The 15,458-nt window shown below is 61.1% G+C and carries 12 protein-coding genes; 9 read left to right on the forward strand and 3 right to left on the reverse strand.

Annotated elements, in window-relative coordinates:
• Nucleotides 1-63: 63 nt before the first annotated feature.
• Together gatA and gatC are read right to left on the reverse strand one after the other, a co-directional pair.
• Nucleotides 64-1,515, reverse strand: a complete 1,452-nt coding sequence (gene gatA / locus ACY8D3_RS02680; protein WP_462381487.1) for an Asp-tRNA(Asn)/Glu-tRNA(Gln) amidotransferase subunit GatA — start codon at nucleotides 1,513-1,515, stop codon at nucleotides 64-66.
• Between the two features lie 15 nt (nucleotides 1,516-1,530).
• Nucleotides 1,531-1,818, reverse strand: coding sequence for an Asp-tRNA(Asn)/Glu-tRNA(Gln) amidotransferase subunit GatC (gene gatC / locus ACY8D3_RS02685; RefSeq protein ID WP_462381488.1), 288 nt, complete (start codon nucleotides 1,816-1,818; stop codon nucleotides 1,531-1,533).
• A gap of 299 nt (nucleotides 1,819-2,117) precedes the next feature.
• Here gatC and mreB point away from each other — a divergent pair, with 299 nt between their 5' ends.
• From mreB to tldD, 8 genes are all read left to right on the forward strand, one after another.
• Nucleotides 2,118-3,155, forward strand: coding sequence for a rod shape-determining protein MreB (gene mreB / locus ACY8D3_RS02690; protein WP_462381489.1), 1,038 nt, complete (start codon nucleotides 2,118-2,120; stop codon nucleotides 3,153-3,155).
• Nucleotides 3,156-3,336: 181 nt separating this feature from the next.
• Entirely contained in the window at nucleotides 3,337-4,275 is a 939-nt protein-coding gene (gene mreC, locus ACY8D3_RS02695) for a rod shape-determining protein MreC (protein ID WP_462384208.1), read from the forward strand.
• A complete protein-coding gene (mreD, locus tag ACY8D3_RS02700) occupies nucleotides 4,275-4,760 on the forward strand; it encodes a rod shape-determining protein MreD (RefSeq protein ID WP_462381490.1) in 486 nt (161 codons plus the stop codon). The genes mreC and mreD overlap by 1 nt, the downstream gene beginning before the upstream one ends.
• A gap of 170 nt (nucleotides 4,761-4,930) precedes the next feature.
• Entirely contained in the window at nucleotides 4,931-5,533 is a 603-nt protein-coding gene (locus ACY8D3_RS02705) for a Maf family protein (protein ID WP_462381491.1), read from the forward strand.
• Complete coding sequence (gene rng / locus ACY8D3_RS02710; RefSeq protein ID WP_462381492.1) at nucleotides 5,530-6,984, forward strand: ribonuclease G; 1,455 nt, start codon at nucleotides 5,530-5,532, stop codon at nucleotides 6,982-6,984. Before ACY8D3_RS02705 ends, rng begins: the two co-directional genes overlap by 4 nt.
• Nucleotides 6,985-6,997: 13 nt before the next feature.
• Entirely contained in the window at nucleotides 6,998-10,846 is a 3,849-nt protein-coding gene (locus ACY8D3_RS02715) for a YhdP family protein (RefSeq protein ID WP_462381493.1), read from the forward strand.
• An 80-nt stretch (nucleotides 10,847-10,926) separates the two neighbouring features.
• On the forward strand, nucleotides 10,927-11,778 hold the full coding sequence (locus ACY8D3_RS02720) for a carbon-nitrogen hydrolase family protein (RefSeq protein ID WP_462381494.1): 852 nt from the start codon (nucleotides 10,927-10,929) through the stop codon (nucleotides 11,776-11,778).
• Between the two features lie 2 nt (nucleotides 11,779-11,780).
• Nucleotides 11,781-13,238, forward strand: a complete 1,458-nt coding sequence (gene tldD, locus ACY8D3_RS02725; RefSeq protein ID WP_462381495.1) for a metalloprotease TldD — start codon at nucleotides 11,781-11,783, stop codon at nucleotides 13,236-13,238.
• A 29-nt stretch (nucleotides 13,239-13,267) separates the two neighbouring features.
• Here tldD and yjgA read toward each other — a convergent pair whose 3' ends face one another.
• Nucleotides 13,268-13,786, reverse strand: coding sequence for a ribosome biogenesis factor YjgA (yjgA, locus tag ACY8D3_RS02730; RefSeq protein WP_462381496.1), 519 nt, complete (start codon nucleotides 13,784-13,786; stop codon nucleotides 13,268-13,270).
• A gap of 122 nt (nucleotides 13,787-13,908) precedes the next feature.
• Between yjgA and pmbA the strand changes: the two genes are divergently transcribed.
• The gene (pmbA, locus tag ACY8D3_RS02735) at nucleotides 13,909-15,264 is read left to right on the forward strand and encodes a metalloprotease PmbA (protein ID WP_462381497.1); all 1,356 of its coding nucleotides are present in this window, start codon (nucleotides 13,909-13,911) and stop codon (nucleotides 15,262-15,264) included.
• The last annotated feature ends 194 nt before the right edge of the window (nucleotides 15,265-15,458 follow it).

Consider the following 15,458-nt stretch of genomic DNA (forward strand, 5'->3'; position numbering starts at 1 on the left):
GTTTACCGCGCATGCGGTCCCGTGCTCATCTCACGCGCCGGCCTGCCGGCGCTTCACCGTGATTCAAAAGCCTTCGGGCATCCGGGTGTGCCAATCTGTTACCTGTTGGTACTGATGGGCTACATTCAACAGGCGACCTTCCTGGAAATAGGGCGCAAGCAGTTGGACGCCGACAGGCAGGCCGTCAATGAAGCCCGCCGGCATCGACAGGCCGGGGATGCCCGCCAGGTTCGCCGTGATGGTGTAGATGTCCTCAAGATAGGCGGACACGGGGTCATCACCTTTTTCACCAATCTTCCACGCAAGGTTCGGCGTGGTTGGCCCAAGAATGACATCAACATCTTCGAAGGCAGCAACGAAATCGTTTTTCACAAGGCGGCGGATTTTCTGGGCCTTGAGGTAATACGCGTCGTAGTAACCCGCCGAGAGGGCATAGGCGCCGACCATGATGCGACGCTTGACCTCGTCACCGAAGCCTTCAGCGCGGGAGCGCAGGTAAAGGTCGGTGAGGTCTTTCGGATCTTCACACCGGTAGCCGAAGCGTACGCCATCGAACCGCGAAAGGTTGGAGCTCGCCTCGGCTGGCGCAATCACGTAGTACGCCGGAATCGCATGCTGCAGATTAGGCAGACTGATTTCCTTGACCGACGCGCCAAGGGCCTTGAGTTGGTCGACCACCGCCATGACGGCGTCCGCGATTCGCGGGTCGAGACCGGCCCCGAAATATTCCTTGGGCAAACCGATCTTCAGCCCCGTGAGTGGCTGAGCCAGCGATGCAAGGTAGTTGTCGACCGGCTGATCGACGCTTGTCGAGTCCTTGGGGTCGAAGCCTGCCATTGCGCCCAGCATCAGAGCGCAGTCTTCGGCCGTTCGCGCCATGGGGCCGCCCTGATCGAGACTCGACGCGTAGGCCACCATGCCCCAACGGGAAACACGGCCATAGGTCGGCTTCAGACCGGTGAGATTGGTCAAGGCTGCCGGCTGGCGTATCGATCCGCCCGTGTCGGTACCGGTCGCTGCCGGTAGCAGTCGCGCTGCGACGGCCGCAGCGGAGCCACCGGAGGAACCCCCTGGAACGCGATCGGTGTCCCACGGGTTACGTGCCGGGCCGAAGTGGCTCGATTCGTTGGCCGAGCCCATGGCGAACTCGTCCATGTTCAGCTTGCCGAGTGTGACGGTACCGGTGGCAGCCAGTTTTTCCACAACGGTGGCGTCGTAGGGGGCCTTGAAATCGTGCAGCATCTTCGAGCCGCAGGTCGTGAGGACCCCATTGGTGCAGAACAGGTCCTTGTGGGCGATTGGGGCGCCGAGCAGGGCGCCATCCTCGCCAGCCGCACGCCGGCCGTCGGCCGCCCGGGCCTGGGAGAGGGCAAGCTCTTCACTGACGGTAATGAAACTGTTGAGGCGCGGATCGAGCGTGGCAATACGTGCCAGCAGGGCTCGGGTGAGTTCTTCGGACGAGAACTGCTTGTCCTTCAGGCCGCGGGAAATCTCGGCCAGAGTCATGTGATGCATGGCGAACCCTTTTCCTTATTCGATCACTTTCGGGACGAGGTATAGGCCGTTTTCCACGGCCGGCGCGACAGCCTGGTAGCGGTCGCGGCGGTTTTCCTCAGTAACGACATCGGGCCGCAGGCGTTGGGTCGTTTCCAGTGGATGGGCCAGCGGAGCGACGCCGTCGGTATCGACGGCCTGCATGGCGTCGATCAATCCGAGGATATTGTTGAGGGTCTGGGTGGTGCGGGGCAGATCAGCCTCTGCCAGGCCCAGACGGGCCAAGTGGGCGATCTTTTCAACGTCGGAGCGTTCAAGCGTCATCGGATTCTCCAGCGAGATGCGCGTTTGCAAGGGGCCGCCACTGCGTCAAGGCGATTACCGGACCAGGCGGTACATGAATCGCGTACCGATCATGCCGAACGAACCGGGGCTCGGTGAGGGCGCGGGGCGAATCATCGCGCCGAACGCGTGCCATTACGCCGCGTTCATGGAGCGGACGGCCCGGAAAAGCTCGCAATTTAGCATAGTGGCCGCCTTGCCCAAAAGGTTCGTCGTTGTTAGAGTTTGCCGCACTTTTTACCCAGCGTTTTTCCCGCGCTTCGTCTAGGGTCTTCATCTCCATGTTCAAAAAACTCCGTGGCATGTTCTCAAGCGATCTGTCGATCGACCTGGGTACGGCCAACACCCTTATTTATGTGCGCGATCGCGGCATCGTCCTCAACGAACCTTCGGTAGTAGCCATTCGTAATCACGGCAACCAGAAGAGCGTCGTTGCAGTCGGTACTGATGCCAAGCGCATGCTCGGCCGTACGCCGGGCAATATCTCCGCCATCCGCCCCATGAAAGATGGTGTGATTGCCGATTTCAGCGTCTGTGAAAAGATGCTGCAGTACTTCATCAACAAGGTTCATGAAAACAGCTTCCTGCAGCCTTCGCCGCGGGTTCTGATCTGCGTGCCCTGCAAGTCGACACAGGTCGAGCGCCGCGCCATTCGTGAATCGGCCCTCGGTGCCGGTGCTCGCGAGGTCTTCCTTATCGAGGAACCAATGGCTGCTGCGATCGGCGCTGGACTGCCCGTCGAAGAGGCTCGTGGCTCCATGGTCGTCGATATCGGCGGCGGTACCACGGAAATTGCGCTGATTTCTCTCAATGGCGTTGTGTATGCCGAATCCGTACGCGTCGGTGGTGATCGTTTCGACGAGTCCATCGTGACCTACGTTCGCCGCAACTACGGCAGCCTTATCGGTGAGTCCACAGCCGAGCGGATCAAGCAGGAAATCGGTGCTGCCTTCCCGGGCGCCGAGCTGCGGGAGATCGACGTTCGCGGTCGTAACCTGGCCGAAGGTGTGCCACGCAGCTTCACGCTCAATTCCGGGGAAGTGCTCGAGGCACTTCAGGAATCCCTGGCGACAATCGTTCAGGCGGTGAAGAGTGCCCTCGAGCAGTCTCCGCCGGAGCTGGCATCCGACATCGCCGAGCGTGGTCTGGTACTGACCGGCGGCGGCGCCTTGCTGCGTGACCTCGACAAGCTGCTGGCGCAGGAAACCGGTCTGCCTGTAATCGTTGCCGAAGATCCGTTGACGTGCGTGGCGCGTGGTGGTGGTCGTGCGCTCGAGATGATGGATCGTCACGCGATGGACCTGCTGTCCACCGAATGAGTCGGTCGCTTCGGCGACACTGACGGTACAGGTTCCACGCCCGTTTGCTGCAGGCCAGCGGGCGCACGTCACGAGAACGCATGATTGGGCCCGGTATTCCGGGCCCGGTCGTCGATGCGAGGTTACCGCCATCAAACCGATGCTCTTCGCCAAGGGTCCTTCGTTCGGGATCCATTTATTGGTGCTTGCCGTGCTATCGGTCGGGCTGATGGTGTTCGACTCCCGGTTCGAAACCCTGCGGCCACTCCGCAGCCAGATGGGCCTCGTGCTCAGCGAGCTCTATACCATCACCAACCTGCCTTCGCGGGTATGGACCGGGGTCAACGAACAGTTCAGCAGTCGCAGCGAGCTTTTGGCCGAGAATGAGAAACTCAAGGCTGAGGCATTGCTTACTCAGCGCCGACTGCAAAAGCTGGCAGCCCTCACCGAGCAGAACGTACGCCTTCGCGAACTTCTCAACTCGTCGGCTCTGGTCGATGACAAGGTACTGGTTGGCGAGCTCATTGGTGTCGACCCCAACCCCTTCACTCATCGAATACTTATCGACAAGGGCGAGCGCGACGGTGTTGCCATCGGCCAGCCTGTACTCGACGCGACCGGTCTGATGGGGCAGGTTGTCGAGGTCATGCCATACACCGCTCGGGTGCTGTTGCTTACGGACACGACGCATAGTATTCCCGTCCAGGTCAATCGCAATGGGCTACGCTCGATCGCGGTCGGTACAGGTAATCCAGAGAGCCTCGAGCTGCGCCATGTAGCCGATACCGCTGACATTCGCGAGGGCGATCTGCTGGTGAGTTCGGGGCTGGGTCAGCGTTTCCCGGCAGGCTACCCGGTGGCGACGGTTAAAGAGGTGATTCACGACTCCGGCCAGCCGTTCGCGATCGTCCGTGCCGTTCCCACTGCGGCGCTCAATCGCAGCCGTTATGTACTCGTGGTTTTCACCGACACGCGCTCTCCCGAGCAACGTGCCAACGACGCTGCTTTGGCCCAGGAAAAAGCTGATCGGGAAGCTGCTGCGCAAGGCCGAGATCCGGCTGAGCATCCACCCGAGTCGCGTCCCGCTGATGCTCCCGCTCCTGGGGGCGCGCAGCCGATACCGGCAGGAGATGATCGCTGATGGCCGCGTCCTCCAATCGCCTGTGGTTGATCTGGTTGACGTTCGCTATTGCGCTGTTGCTCAGCGTTGCGCCACTCCCTAAGTTCATGCAGATCGGCCGACCTCTCTGGCTGGCACTATTTCTCACCTATTGGACGCTTGCCCTGCCGCAACGGGTTGGCATGACAACAGCCTGGGTGCTTGGCTTGGCAGAGGACGTCCTCTATGGAACGCCGCTGGGACAGAACGCGCTGATTCTGACGCTGGTGACTTTCCTGGTACTTTCCCTCCAGCAGCGTTTGCGAATGTTTCCAATGTGGCAGCAGTGCCTCGTTCTGCTGGTAGTCTATGGACTCGCCCAGCTCGTCCAGCTCTGGCTTCATGCCTTGACGGGGAGCCGCGCGCCGACACTGGCGTTCATATTGCCGGCCGTGGTCAGTGCGCTGCTGTGGCCCTGGGTGCTGGTCGCGTTGCGAGGCCTGCATCAGCGCTTCCGTATCAGTTAGAAGCGCGGCGCCAGCTCGCGCCTGCTGCCGCCTCGGAAGGCACAGGTGAGCGCTGACGATAAACAAGGAGGGCTTTCGTATGGCCAATAAGCACCGGCAAATTCCGCGCGGCCATCGCTTGGCCTCGGCGTCCGCATCCTTGGCCGATGATCGGCCCTGGAGCACGACGCATGACTAATCCCACTACGCTCTATCTTGCTTCTGCCTCACCTCGCCGCCGCGAACTTCTCCAGCAGATCGGTGTTCGCTTCGAGATTCGAGTCGCCGACATCGATGAGACACCGCTTCGCAATGAACCTGCTGATACCTATGTCGCTCGTCTTGCGCGCGAAAAGACGAGCGCCGTACAGGCGAAATTGCAGGCCGGGTCAGTCGTTATAGGGGCTGACACTGCGGTGGTGGCCGATGGTCAGATACTGGGCAAGCCGTCGAACCGGGCGGACGGCTTGCAGATGCTCGAGCGTTTGTCAGGACGTGAGCATGAAGTCCTGACCGCGGTCGCGGTCCATACGGGCGCGGGCTGTAATGTGCGCGTCGTGCGAACGCGGGTGCATTTTCGCCACATAGCCCCGGCAGAGCGGGAAGCATATTGGGCGACAGGCGAGCCGGTCGACAAGGCAGGCGGGTACGGCATTCAGGGTCTCGCCGCCATCTTCGTACGCTACATCGAGGGCAGCTATTCCTCGGTCGTCGGCTTACCGCTATGCGAGACCGCAGAGCTGCTGGCCCAGGCAGGCATTTCCTGTTGGCAAACATTGGACGACGTGCCATGAGTGAAGAAATTCTGATGAACATCACCCCGATGGAGTCTCGGGTCGCGGTGGTGGAGAACGGTGTACTTCAAGAAGTTCACGTCGAGCGTACGCAGCGCCGAGGTATCGTGGGCAACATCTACAAGGGCAAGGTGGTCCGGGTACTTCCCGGGATGCAGGCTGCCTTTGTCGACATCGGTCTCGAACGGGCGGCCTTCATTCATGCGTCCGAGATTTCGGCCCGTGAGGGCAATGCCGAAACGATCAGCGCGCTGGTCCAGGAAGGCCAGGCATTGGTGGTGCAGGTGACCAAGGACCCGATTGGCACCAAGGGGGCGCGGCTGACCACCCATTTGTCCGTCCCTTCGCGTTACCTCGTTTATATGCCGAAGACGAGTCATGTTGGCATCTCTCTCAAGATTGAGGACGAAGCCGAGCGCGAGCGTTTGAAGAAGATCGTCGCCGACTGTGTAGCCGCCGAGCGCATCGAAGAGTCGGGCGGCTTCATCCTTCGCACGGCTGCTGATGGTGCGCGGGCCGAAGACATCCTGGCGGACATCCGCTACCTGCGTCGGCTGTGGGACCAGATCAATGCCCAGATGCACACCGTGAACGCGCCAGCGGTCATCTACGATGACCTCACGCTTGCGCTGCGCACCCTTCGCGATCTGGTAAATCCAAGGATGGAGAAGATCCGCATCGATTCGCGGGAAACCTTCCAGAAGGCCTGCCAGTTCGTAGGCGAGCTCATGCCTGAGGTCTCGGACCGGCTGGAGCATTATCCCGGCGAACGCCCTATCTTCGATCTGTATGGCGTCGAAGACGAGATTCAAAAGGCGCTCGATCGCAAGGTTCTGCTCAAGTCGGGTGGTTATCTGATCATCGATCCAACCGAGGCGATGACGACGATCGATGTCAATACCGGAGCCTTCGTGGGCCACCGGACCCTTGAAGAGACCATCTTCAAGACCAACCTGGAAGCCGCGACGGCGATTGCGCGGCAGCTGCGGCTGCGCAATCTTGGCGGCATCATCATCATCGATTTCATCGACATGGAAGACGAGGACCATCAACGCCAGGTCCTGCGCATGCTCGAGAAGCAGCTTGAGCGCGATCATGCCAAGACGAACATCATTGGCATCACCGAGCTTGGGCTGGTCCAGATGACGCGCAAGCGAACCCGTGAAAGCCTGGAGCAGGTGCTGTGCGAGCCGTGCAGTCATTGCCAGGGTAGGGGCAGCCTGAAGACCCCTGAAACGGTGTGCTACGAGATCTTTCGCGAAATCCTGCGCGAAGCGCGGGCCTACCAGGCTGAGGGCTACCTGGTTCTTGCCAATCAAAAGGTCGTCGACCGCCTGCTCGATGAGGAGTCGGGCAATGTGGCCGATCTGGAGATGTTCATCGGTCGAACGCTGAAATTCCAGGTCGAAAGCATGTATTCACAGGAACAGTACGACGTGGTGCTGCTATGACGGTAAGCATGGGATGACCCGAATGCCCGGATGGGGACGGCGCGCCATCCGGTGGGTGATCGGTACGGCTGCGGTATCGATCATGGTGCTCGCGCTGATCGTCAGCATTGGTCGCCAGATGATCCCGCTGGTAGCCGAGTACCGTGCCGACGTCGAAGCGAAGATCGTCGAGGCAACGGGTATGCCGGCGCACATCGGTGCATTGGAAGGCGACTGGCATGGCCTTGTCCCGCGGATCGTCGCGACTGACGTACAGCTCGGCGGTGGTGACAATCCCATCCGGCTCGACGCAGTCGGTATGCGGCTCGATGCGCTCGGAAGCGTGTTCTCCGGTGCGCTGAAACTGTCCAGCATCGAGCTTGAAGGTGCTCATCTCGCCCTTCATGAGAGCGAAGATGGGCAATGGCGGATCGATGGTCTGCCTGTACGGAACGATGAACCCTTCGATGCTTCGCGAGTAGTCGATGCATTGTCACATGTCGGGCTCATCGCTGTGCGCAATGGTCAATTGACGCTTCAGCCACAGGGTACGGAGCCGCTCGTGCTGAGCTACATCGATCTCGCGCTGCACGGCGGATCAGGCGAGCAACGACTTGACGGCCGTGTGAACCTGCCCAACGGCGCGCCGTTGTCGTTGAGCGTCCGTGGGCAGCTAGCCCGGGACGATCTACGGCAGAGCCGCGCCAGGATCTACGCCAGCCTGCCCCAGGCGGACTGGGCTGACTGGATACCACCACGTCTGACGCAGGACTATCACGTCGAGACGCTCAAGGCGGGCGCCGAGGTATGGCTCGACTGGGACAAGGGCAACGCTGACCATGCTGTAGTTCGGCTCAATGCCGGCGATATCAATGTCACTCGAAACGATGCATCGCCGGCGAGCATCAAGGATCTTTCGGTCACTGCGTTTCTTGATCGAGCGGAGGCGGGCTACCAGATCCAGATCAACGACCTGGCGGCGACTCTTGGCGGTGATCGTTGGGGCGGTGTCGATCTGATGATCCGCCAACACACTGCACACGGAGATGAGCCTTCGGCTTGGACAGTCGCGGCCGACCGCGTAGACCTCGCCCCCCTCACTCCCTTGGCACTCGCCCTTGCGCCACTGCCGACCACAGCGTACGACGCGGTGAAGGCCCTTGCGCCTCACGGGGTATTACGCAATATCAACGCACGCTTCACCCCGTCGGCAGCGCCTGAGTCGCGGCTTCAGGTCTCTGCAAATCTCGATCGCGTCGGCTTCGGTGCATTCCATGGCGCACCTGCGGCCGAGAACGTCAGTGGCAGCGTACAAGGGGGCCTGGACCGCGGCACGCTGGATGTGAACAGCGACGACTTCATGTTGCACCTGGCTGACCTGTTTCCACGCCCCTGGCGTTACGATCACGCCGGAGGGCGCCTGACGTGGACCTTCGATGAGGAGGCCTTCACCTTGGCCGGCCATTACCTTCGTGTGGAAGGGCCAGTAGGCCGCGCGGCCGGCGATTTCCTGATTCGCCTCAAGCGTGATCGTGATCACGAAAGCTACATGGACCTGCGGGTAGGCCTGCGAGACGGGGACGCAAGCCATACACCCGATTACATACCGACGCGCTCGCCAGCGATAGAGCCTCAGCTCTCCGAGTGGTTGACGACCGCTATCCGCAGCGGCCGGGTCGATGAGGGATTCTTTCAGTATCAGGGCTCTTTGAAGAAGGCCAGTCCGGCCGCCGCCAGGCGGATGAGCCTATACGCGAAGGTCCGCGATGCCGAACTCGAATACCAGAAGGGCTGGCCACTGCTGCGCGAAACATCGGGCGAGGTGTTCGTCGAGGACACCCACGTCCGGGTGGTTGCGCCTCATGGCCGGATTCTCGACAGCCGGGTCAATGACGTGGATGTCGACATTGCGAAGGCTGCCGATGGAATTGTCCGTCTCAAGCTGAAAGGACGGGTCGATGGCTCTCTTTCAGATGGGCTCAAGACGCTGCGGGACGCGCCGATCCCGCCCGCGAAACTCTTCACGGATTGGCGAGGAAATGGGCCGTTGAAGGGTAATCTTGATCTCGATATCCCATTTCGAAAAGGCATCCCACCTCGCGTCGTGGCCAATTTTGAAACACGAGGTGCGACCTTCTCGATCAAGGAACCGGACCTGGAACTGGGACAGCTGACTGGGCGCTTCACGTTCGATAGCGAGCGCGGACTCAGCTCGCCGGAGGTCACGGGCACTGCGTTAGGGCAGCCCTTCACTGGGCGCCTGCAGGCACAAGGCAGTGACGGCCAGATCCGAACGCGGATTGAAGCTAATGGCGTCATGCCTGTTGAGCGGATCACACAGTGGCTCAAGTTCAATCAGCCTATTCCGGCTTCCGGAAGGATTCCGTACCTGCTCGTATTGAACCTGGGTGAGAGTGGAAGCGAGCTCAAAGTGGATTCCACGCTGGAGGGCACAACCATCGATCTTCCGGCGCCCTTTGGCAAACAGGCGAGCGAGGCGCGACCGGGCACGTTTCGTATGACGCTCGGGGCACCCGAGCAGCGCTTCTGGGCGGGTTATGACGATCAGGCCAGTCTGTCACTGGCGTTGCCTGACAACGATTGGCGCAAGGCTCGAGGTGAGCTTCGTCTGGGCGGCGGGCAGGCCGGACTGCCAAACGCGACAGGCATGCTGGTGACCGGAAGTATCGATGATGCTGAACTGTCCGACTGGCAAGCAGCAAACGATAGGTATCTGTCCAGCACATCGGCCAGTTCGGGTAGTAATGCGCCTCGTGGCCAGCCGGACACGGGCCTTTTGCGACGCGTAGATCTACGCTTCCAACACCTTCGTGCATTCGGTCAGGATGCGCAAAATGCCCGCCTGACGGTTGCGCGTGAGCCGACACGTTGGTTGATTGGCCTCGATAGCAGTCTGGCGATCGGAACGGTCGCTGTTGCAGACGATGGCGAGATGCCCATCGAAGTGGCACTGAGCCGCCTGCAATTGCCTCCGACCGAGGCCGCGGCCGATACGAGCGTGCCTGCACCTGATCGTCCGGATCCGCTCAAGGATTTCGACCCTACGGAGCTACCGGCCTTGAACGTCCGGATCGATCGACTCGCGCAGGGCGGGGACGTCCTGGGCGCCTGGTCATTCAATGCCCGCCCCATTTCAGGGGGTACTCGGTTCGATAATGTCGATCTCGAACTCAAGAAAGGTCTCAAGCTCACCGGCGCTTTGAATTGGACCGGCCAAGCCGGCAACACGACCACGGCTTACGAAGGGCGCCTCGATGGGCGCAATCTGAGCGAGGTACTCCTTGCCTGGGGTTTCGCGCCGACGGCGACCAGCGAAGATTTTCGTCTCGGGGTAAATGGCAATTGGCCGGGTTCTCCGGCGGCAGTCAGCCTCAGGGGATTCAGCGGCCAAATGGATGCACGGCTGCGTCGGGGCGCATTCGTCGAGGTGGAAGGCTCGGCGTCTGCGCTTCGGGTATTTGGCTTGCTGAACTTCAACGCGATTGGGCGCCGTCTGCGGCTGGACTTTTCAGACCTTCTGGGTAGGGGCCTGGCCTACGACGAAGTGAAGGGTACGCTGAATGCAACCCGTGGCATCTACGTCACAGCAAAGCCCATCACGCTGGATGGCCCATCGAGCAATATCCAGATCGACGGGAAGCTGGACATGGTCACGGAGCGCATCGACGCGGACATGACAGTGGCACTGCCGTTAACCAACAACCTGCCGCTGGCCGCACTGATTGTGGGCGCGCCCGCAATTGGCGGGGCGCTGTTTGTGGTCGACCGGCTATTGGGGGATCGCGTCTCGCGGATGGCGAGCGTGCACTACAAGGTCGAGGGTCCGCTGCGTGATCCCAGGATGACATTCGAGCGGCCTTGACGCCTCACCGTGTCCCGACGGCCGTTTACAAAGCGCCAGTCGCATCGCAAGCTGGGGGTACTAGGGATGAAGGGATCACCATGTCATTAGCCGTCATCCAGATGGTCAGCCAGGATGATATCCAGGCGAATCTACGCGCCGCACGTGGCCTGTTGGAGCGTGCTGCGGAGGACGGTGCATGCCTTGCGGTGCTGCCAGAGAACTTCGTCGCCATGGGCCGACGCGATTTTCAGCGCATCGGAGAAGCTGAAGCGCAAGGGGCGGGGCCAATCCTGCCCTGGCTATCGCAAACGGTACGCGCACTGGGGCTTTGGCTTGTTGGCGGGACGCTTCCTTTGCCGCCCGATGATGATTCCACCGGTAAGGTCCGAGCCACGTCGCTGGTCTACGACGACAGTGGCGATCGTGTCGCGCGGTACGACAAGCTTCATCTCTTTGATGCGGATGTCGCTGACCACCGGGGGCGCTATCGTGAGTCTGCGGACTTCGGTTTCGGTGACAGCCTCACGGTCCTTGATACGCCAGTGGGGCGCCTGGGACTTTCCATTTGTTACGACCTCCGGTTTCCGGCGCTTTATACGGCCTTGCGCGATGCCGGGGCCGAGCTGATCAGCGTGCCGTCCGCGTTTACGGCCATCACAGGCGCGGCGCATTGGGAAATGCTGGTTCGGGCGCGAGCGATCGAAACGCAGTGCTACCTGCTCGCCGCCGCCCAGGGCGGACGTCATCCGGGGCCGCGCGACACCTACGGCCATTCGATGATCGTAGACCCGTGGGGCGAACCGCATAGGGCGCCGCCTTTTGGCGAAGCCGTGCAGGTTGCGCCCGTGTCCCTGAGTACCTTGAACACCCTTCGAGCGCGCATGCCTATTGCGCGCCATCAACGTTTCAGCGTGGCGTTATCGCCGCGCTCCCATCCCGATTCGGAGTGACTATGAGCAACACGTTGCAAACTGTCAGCCAGCATCTGCTGGCTCCAGGTGGGCTTGACCTCGAAGGCTTGCCCGCTTTTCTAAGTGAATTGGCCGGACCAGGCATCGACGCGGGTGACCTCTACTTCCAGAGCCAGATCTCCGAGTCATGGATGCTCGAAGATGGCATCGTGAAGGACGGCAGCTTCAATCTTGACCAGGGCGTTGGCGTACGTGCGCTGTCGGGAGAGAAGACCGGCTTCGCCTACAGCAATGCCATTTCGGCGGAAGCGCTACACCAGGCTGCGCGTGCGGCGCGATCGATCGCACGCTCTGGGAGCGAAGGCCGCATTCAGGCGTTTGCACCCGCGGCCGCACCGTCGCTATATCAGTCGGATAGCCCGCTCGATGTGCTCAGTCGTGCTGAGAAGGTCGAACTTCTACAGCATATCGACAAGGCAACCCGTGCACTGGATCCGCGGATCAAGCAGGTCTCGGTGAGCATGGCCGGTGTCTGGGAGCACGTTCTGGTTGCAGCCAACGATGGTGGGCTTGCGGCCGACATCCGTCCACTGGTGCGCTTCAACGTCAGCGTAATCGTGGAGCAGAACGGTCGCCGTGAGCGTGGAGGACAAGGTGGTGGCGGTCGAACGGACTACCGCTATTTCCTGGAGAAGCTCGACGGTGGCGAATCGCGTGCGATGGGCTACGCCCGGGAGGCCTTGCGGCAGGCGCTCGTCAATCTTGAGGCCAAGGCAGCTCCGGCGGGAACCTTGCCAGTCGTGCTAGGGCCGGGCTGGTCGGGTGTGCTGCTGCACGAAGCCGTTGGACATGGCCTGGAAGGGGATTTCAATCGCAAAGGGAGTTCGGCGTACAGCGGCCGCATTGGTGAGAAAGTCGCTTCGTCATTATGCACCATCGTCGACGACGGCACCCTGCAGGGACGCCGCGGCTCACTGAGCGTCGACGATGAGGGTACGCCGTCGCAGTGCACGACACTCATCGAAAACGGCATTCTCAAAGGGTATATGCAGGACAAGTTGAATGCTCGGCTGATGGGCGTTCCTGCGACCGGCAACGGCCGTCGCGAGTCCTATGCGCACCTGACGATGCCGAGGATGACCAACACCTACATGCTGGCCGGCGAGAGCGATCCTGAAGAAATCATCCGTTCGGTGAAGAAGGGTATCTATTGCGCCAACCTGGGCGGCGGTCAAGTGGACATTACCAGCGGGAAATTCGTGTTCTCGACCAGTGAGGCGTATCTGATCGAGGAGGGGCGCATTACCGCTCCGGTAAAGGGAGCAACGCTGATTGGTAACGGACCGGAGGCGATGAGCCGCGTCTCGATGGTCGGCAATGACTTGGCGCTGGATGGCGGAGTAGGCACGTGCGGCAAGGATGGGCAGTCGGTGCCTGTTGGAGTAGGGCAGCCTACGCTGAAGATAGATGCAATTACGGTCGGTGGCACCGGCGCGTGAGGAACTCCGCGCCGGCGTCGTGTCGGGTGTCAGAGCAGTCCGCGCTGACGCTCGTCCAGCTCGCGTATGTATTTGAATACCTTGCGCGCGGCGGCAGGGGGCTTGTTGTGCGCGGCTTCGTGCTGCGCATGCCGGACCAGTCCGCGCAAATGCTGCCGATCGGTCTCGGGGTATTGGCTGACGAACTGTTCGAGTGTGTCGTCGTCACCGGCGATCAAGCGGTCCCGCCAGCGCTCCAGCGCATGGAACCGCTCGTTGTATTCACGCGTGGAGCTGTCGAGCTGATCGACGATGGCGAGGATGCCTTCCACGTCCTGGTCACGCATCAGCTTGCCCAGGTACTGGATATGGCGTTTACGGGCGATGTGGGTCTTGTGCTTGGGCGCGACCTCGAGGGCACGGCGCATGTCGTCGCTGAGCGGCAAACGTTCTTGCACTTCGGGCTTGAGAGTCGTCAGACGCTCGCCCAACGCCTGCAGCGCCAGAAGCTCGCGCTTGATTTGGGTTTTGCTCTTCTCTTCGGAGAAGTCGTCGAAAGAATCAGCCATGGGGCGTTCCAGATGGAAAAACGCCGCCATGATAACCAGTCGAATCCCGCTTGTCCGGTCCGCCGGGCAGCGTGAGTGGTCGTGCCCATGGGCGCGGCCGGAAGAAAGAAACAGGAGAGCATATGAGTGCTGCATCAGACGTCGTTGGCCCACAGGCCCTGCCGGAATTGCAAGGGCGCGTCGAGCGCATACTCGCCGAGGCCAAACGCCAGGGCGCAACGGCCTGCGAAGTCTCGGTATCGCTGGAACAGGGTCTTTCCACAAGCGTCCGACAGCGCGAGGTCGAGACTGTCGAGTTCAACCGTGACCAGGGCTTTGGCATTACCCTTTATGTAGGGCAAAGCAAAGGCTCGGCCAGTACCTCGGCGAGCGGCGACGACGCCATCCGAGAAACGGTGGCGGCGGCTCTGGCAATCGCAAAGCATGCCTCCGAAGACGCAAGCGCTGGTTTGGCTGGCCCGGAGCTTATGGCGCGTGCCGAGTCCCTGCCGGATCTGGATCTCTACCACCCGTGGGATATCTCGCCCGACGCGGCGATCGAGCAGGCGCTGGCGTGCGAAGCCGCTGCCTTCGACGTTGATCCACAGCGTCTTCGCGCGGATGGCACCAGTGTCAGTACGCATCAGGGATGCCGCGTCTACGGCAACAGTCACGGCTTTATCGGCGGTTGGGCCTCGACTCGGCACAGCCTGAGTTGCGTCATGATCGGCGAACGTGATGGCCAGATGCAGCGGGATTATTGGTATGACGTCAGCCGGTTGGGCGCTGAACTCGCGAGCCCTGAATCGATTGGTCGCAAGGCGGGTGAGCGCACCTTGCAACGGCTCGGTGCGCGGCCAGTGCCTACCTGCGAGGTACCGGTTCTCTTTGCGGCGGAGTTAGCGTCAGGTTTGTTCGGCCACCTGCTCGCGGCTATTTCCGGTGGCGCACTGTACCGTCAATCGTCGTTCCTTCAAGGCGCTTTAGGCGAGACCCTCTTCCCTGAATGGCTGACGCTTGACGAGCGCCCCCACATCCCGCGTGCACTGGGTAGCGCCGCGTTCGATGGTGACGGGCTGGCAACCTTCGCCAAGCCGTTCGTGCAGGGCGGAGAACTCGTGTCGTATGTGCTTAGTACCTACTCCGGGCGAAAGCTCGGAATGCCGAGTACAGCCAACGCCGGCGGCGTTCATAACCTATACGTCACCCACGGCGTGGACGATCAGCAAGCGTTGATTCGCCGAATGGGCCGAGGCCTGCTCGTCACCGAGTTGATGGGGCAGGGCCTCAATCTGGTGACGGGTGATTATTCCCGTGGTGCAGGTGGTTATTGGGTCGAAAACGGGGAGATCCAATTCCCGGTTCAGGAAGTAACCATCGCCGGCAACCTTCGCGACATGTTCAAAGGCATCGCGGCTATCGGCAGCGACGTGGATACCCGGGCCAACATACGCACAGGTTCGGTACTGATTGAACGTATGACTGTTGCTGGATCGTGATGAATGCCTGCCTTGGCGTCGAGAATGCCAAGGCAGGTTTCGGCCAAGTCTTGCGCTTTTTTGATGGCTCTGAGAATAATAGTGATTATCACTTATTTTCTCGGAGTCGCCTCATGGACCGCCCTCGTAAGCGACCCAGTCTTGACCATTGGTATGCGTTGAGGCTGCGTGTACGGTGCGAGCTGGTCAGGCAC

The sequence above is a fragment of the Pseudomonas sp. Marseille-QA0892 genome (assembly GCF_054950135.1).

Bases quoted from the DNA above. Each gene is read 5' to 3' on its own strand.
- gatA (WP_462381487.1), bottom strand. From the start codon at position 1,515: ATGCATCACATGACTCTGGCCGAGATTTCCCGCGGCCTGAAGGACAAG.
- gatC (WP_462381488.1), bottom strand. From the start codon at position 1,818: ATGACGCTTGAACGCTCCGACGTTGAAAAGATCGCCCACTTGGCCCGT.
- mreB (WP_462381489.1), top strand. From the start codon at position 2,118: ATGTTCAAAAAACTCCGTGGCATGTTCTCAAGCGATCTGTCGATCGAC.
- mreD (WP_462381490.1), top strand. From the start codon at position 4,275: ATGGCCGCGTCCTCCAATCGCCTGTGGTTGATCTGGTTGACGTTCGCT.
- ACY8D3_RS02705 (WP_462381491.1), top strand. From the start codon at position 4,931: ATGACTAATCCCACTACGCTCTATCTTGCTTCTGCCTCACCTCGCCGC.
- rng (WP_462381492.1), top strand. From the start codon at position 5,530: ATGAGTGAAGAAATTCTGATGAACATCACCCCGATGGAGTCTCGGGTC.
- ACY8D3_RS02715 (WP_462381493.1), top strand. From the start codon at position 6,998: ATGACCCGAATGCCCGGATGGGGACGGCGCGCCATCCGGTGGGTGATC.
- ACY8D3_RS02720 (WP_462381494.1), top strand. From the start codon at position 10,927: ATGTCATTAGCCGTCATCCAGATGGTCAGCCAGGATGATATCCAGGCG.
- tldD (WP_462381495.1), top strand. From the start codon at position 11,781: ATGAGCAACACGTTGCAAACTGTCAGCCAGCATCTGCTGGCTCCAGGT.
- yjgA (WP_462381496.1), bottom strand. From the start codon at position 13,786: ATGGCTGATTCTTTCGACGACTTCTCCGAAGAGAAGAGCAAAACCCAA.
- pmbA (WP_462381497.1), top strand. From the start codon at position 13,909: ATGAGTGCTGCATCAGACGTCGTTGGCCCACAGGCCCTGCCGGAATTG.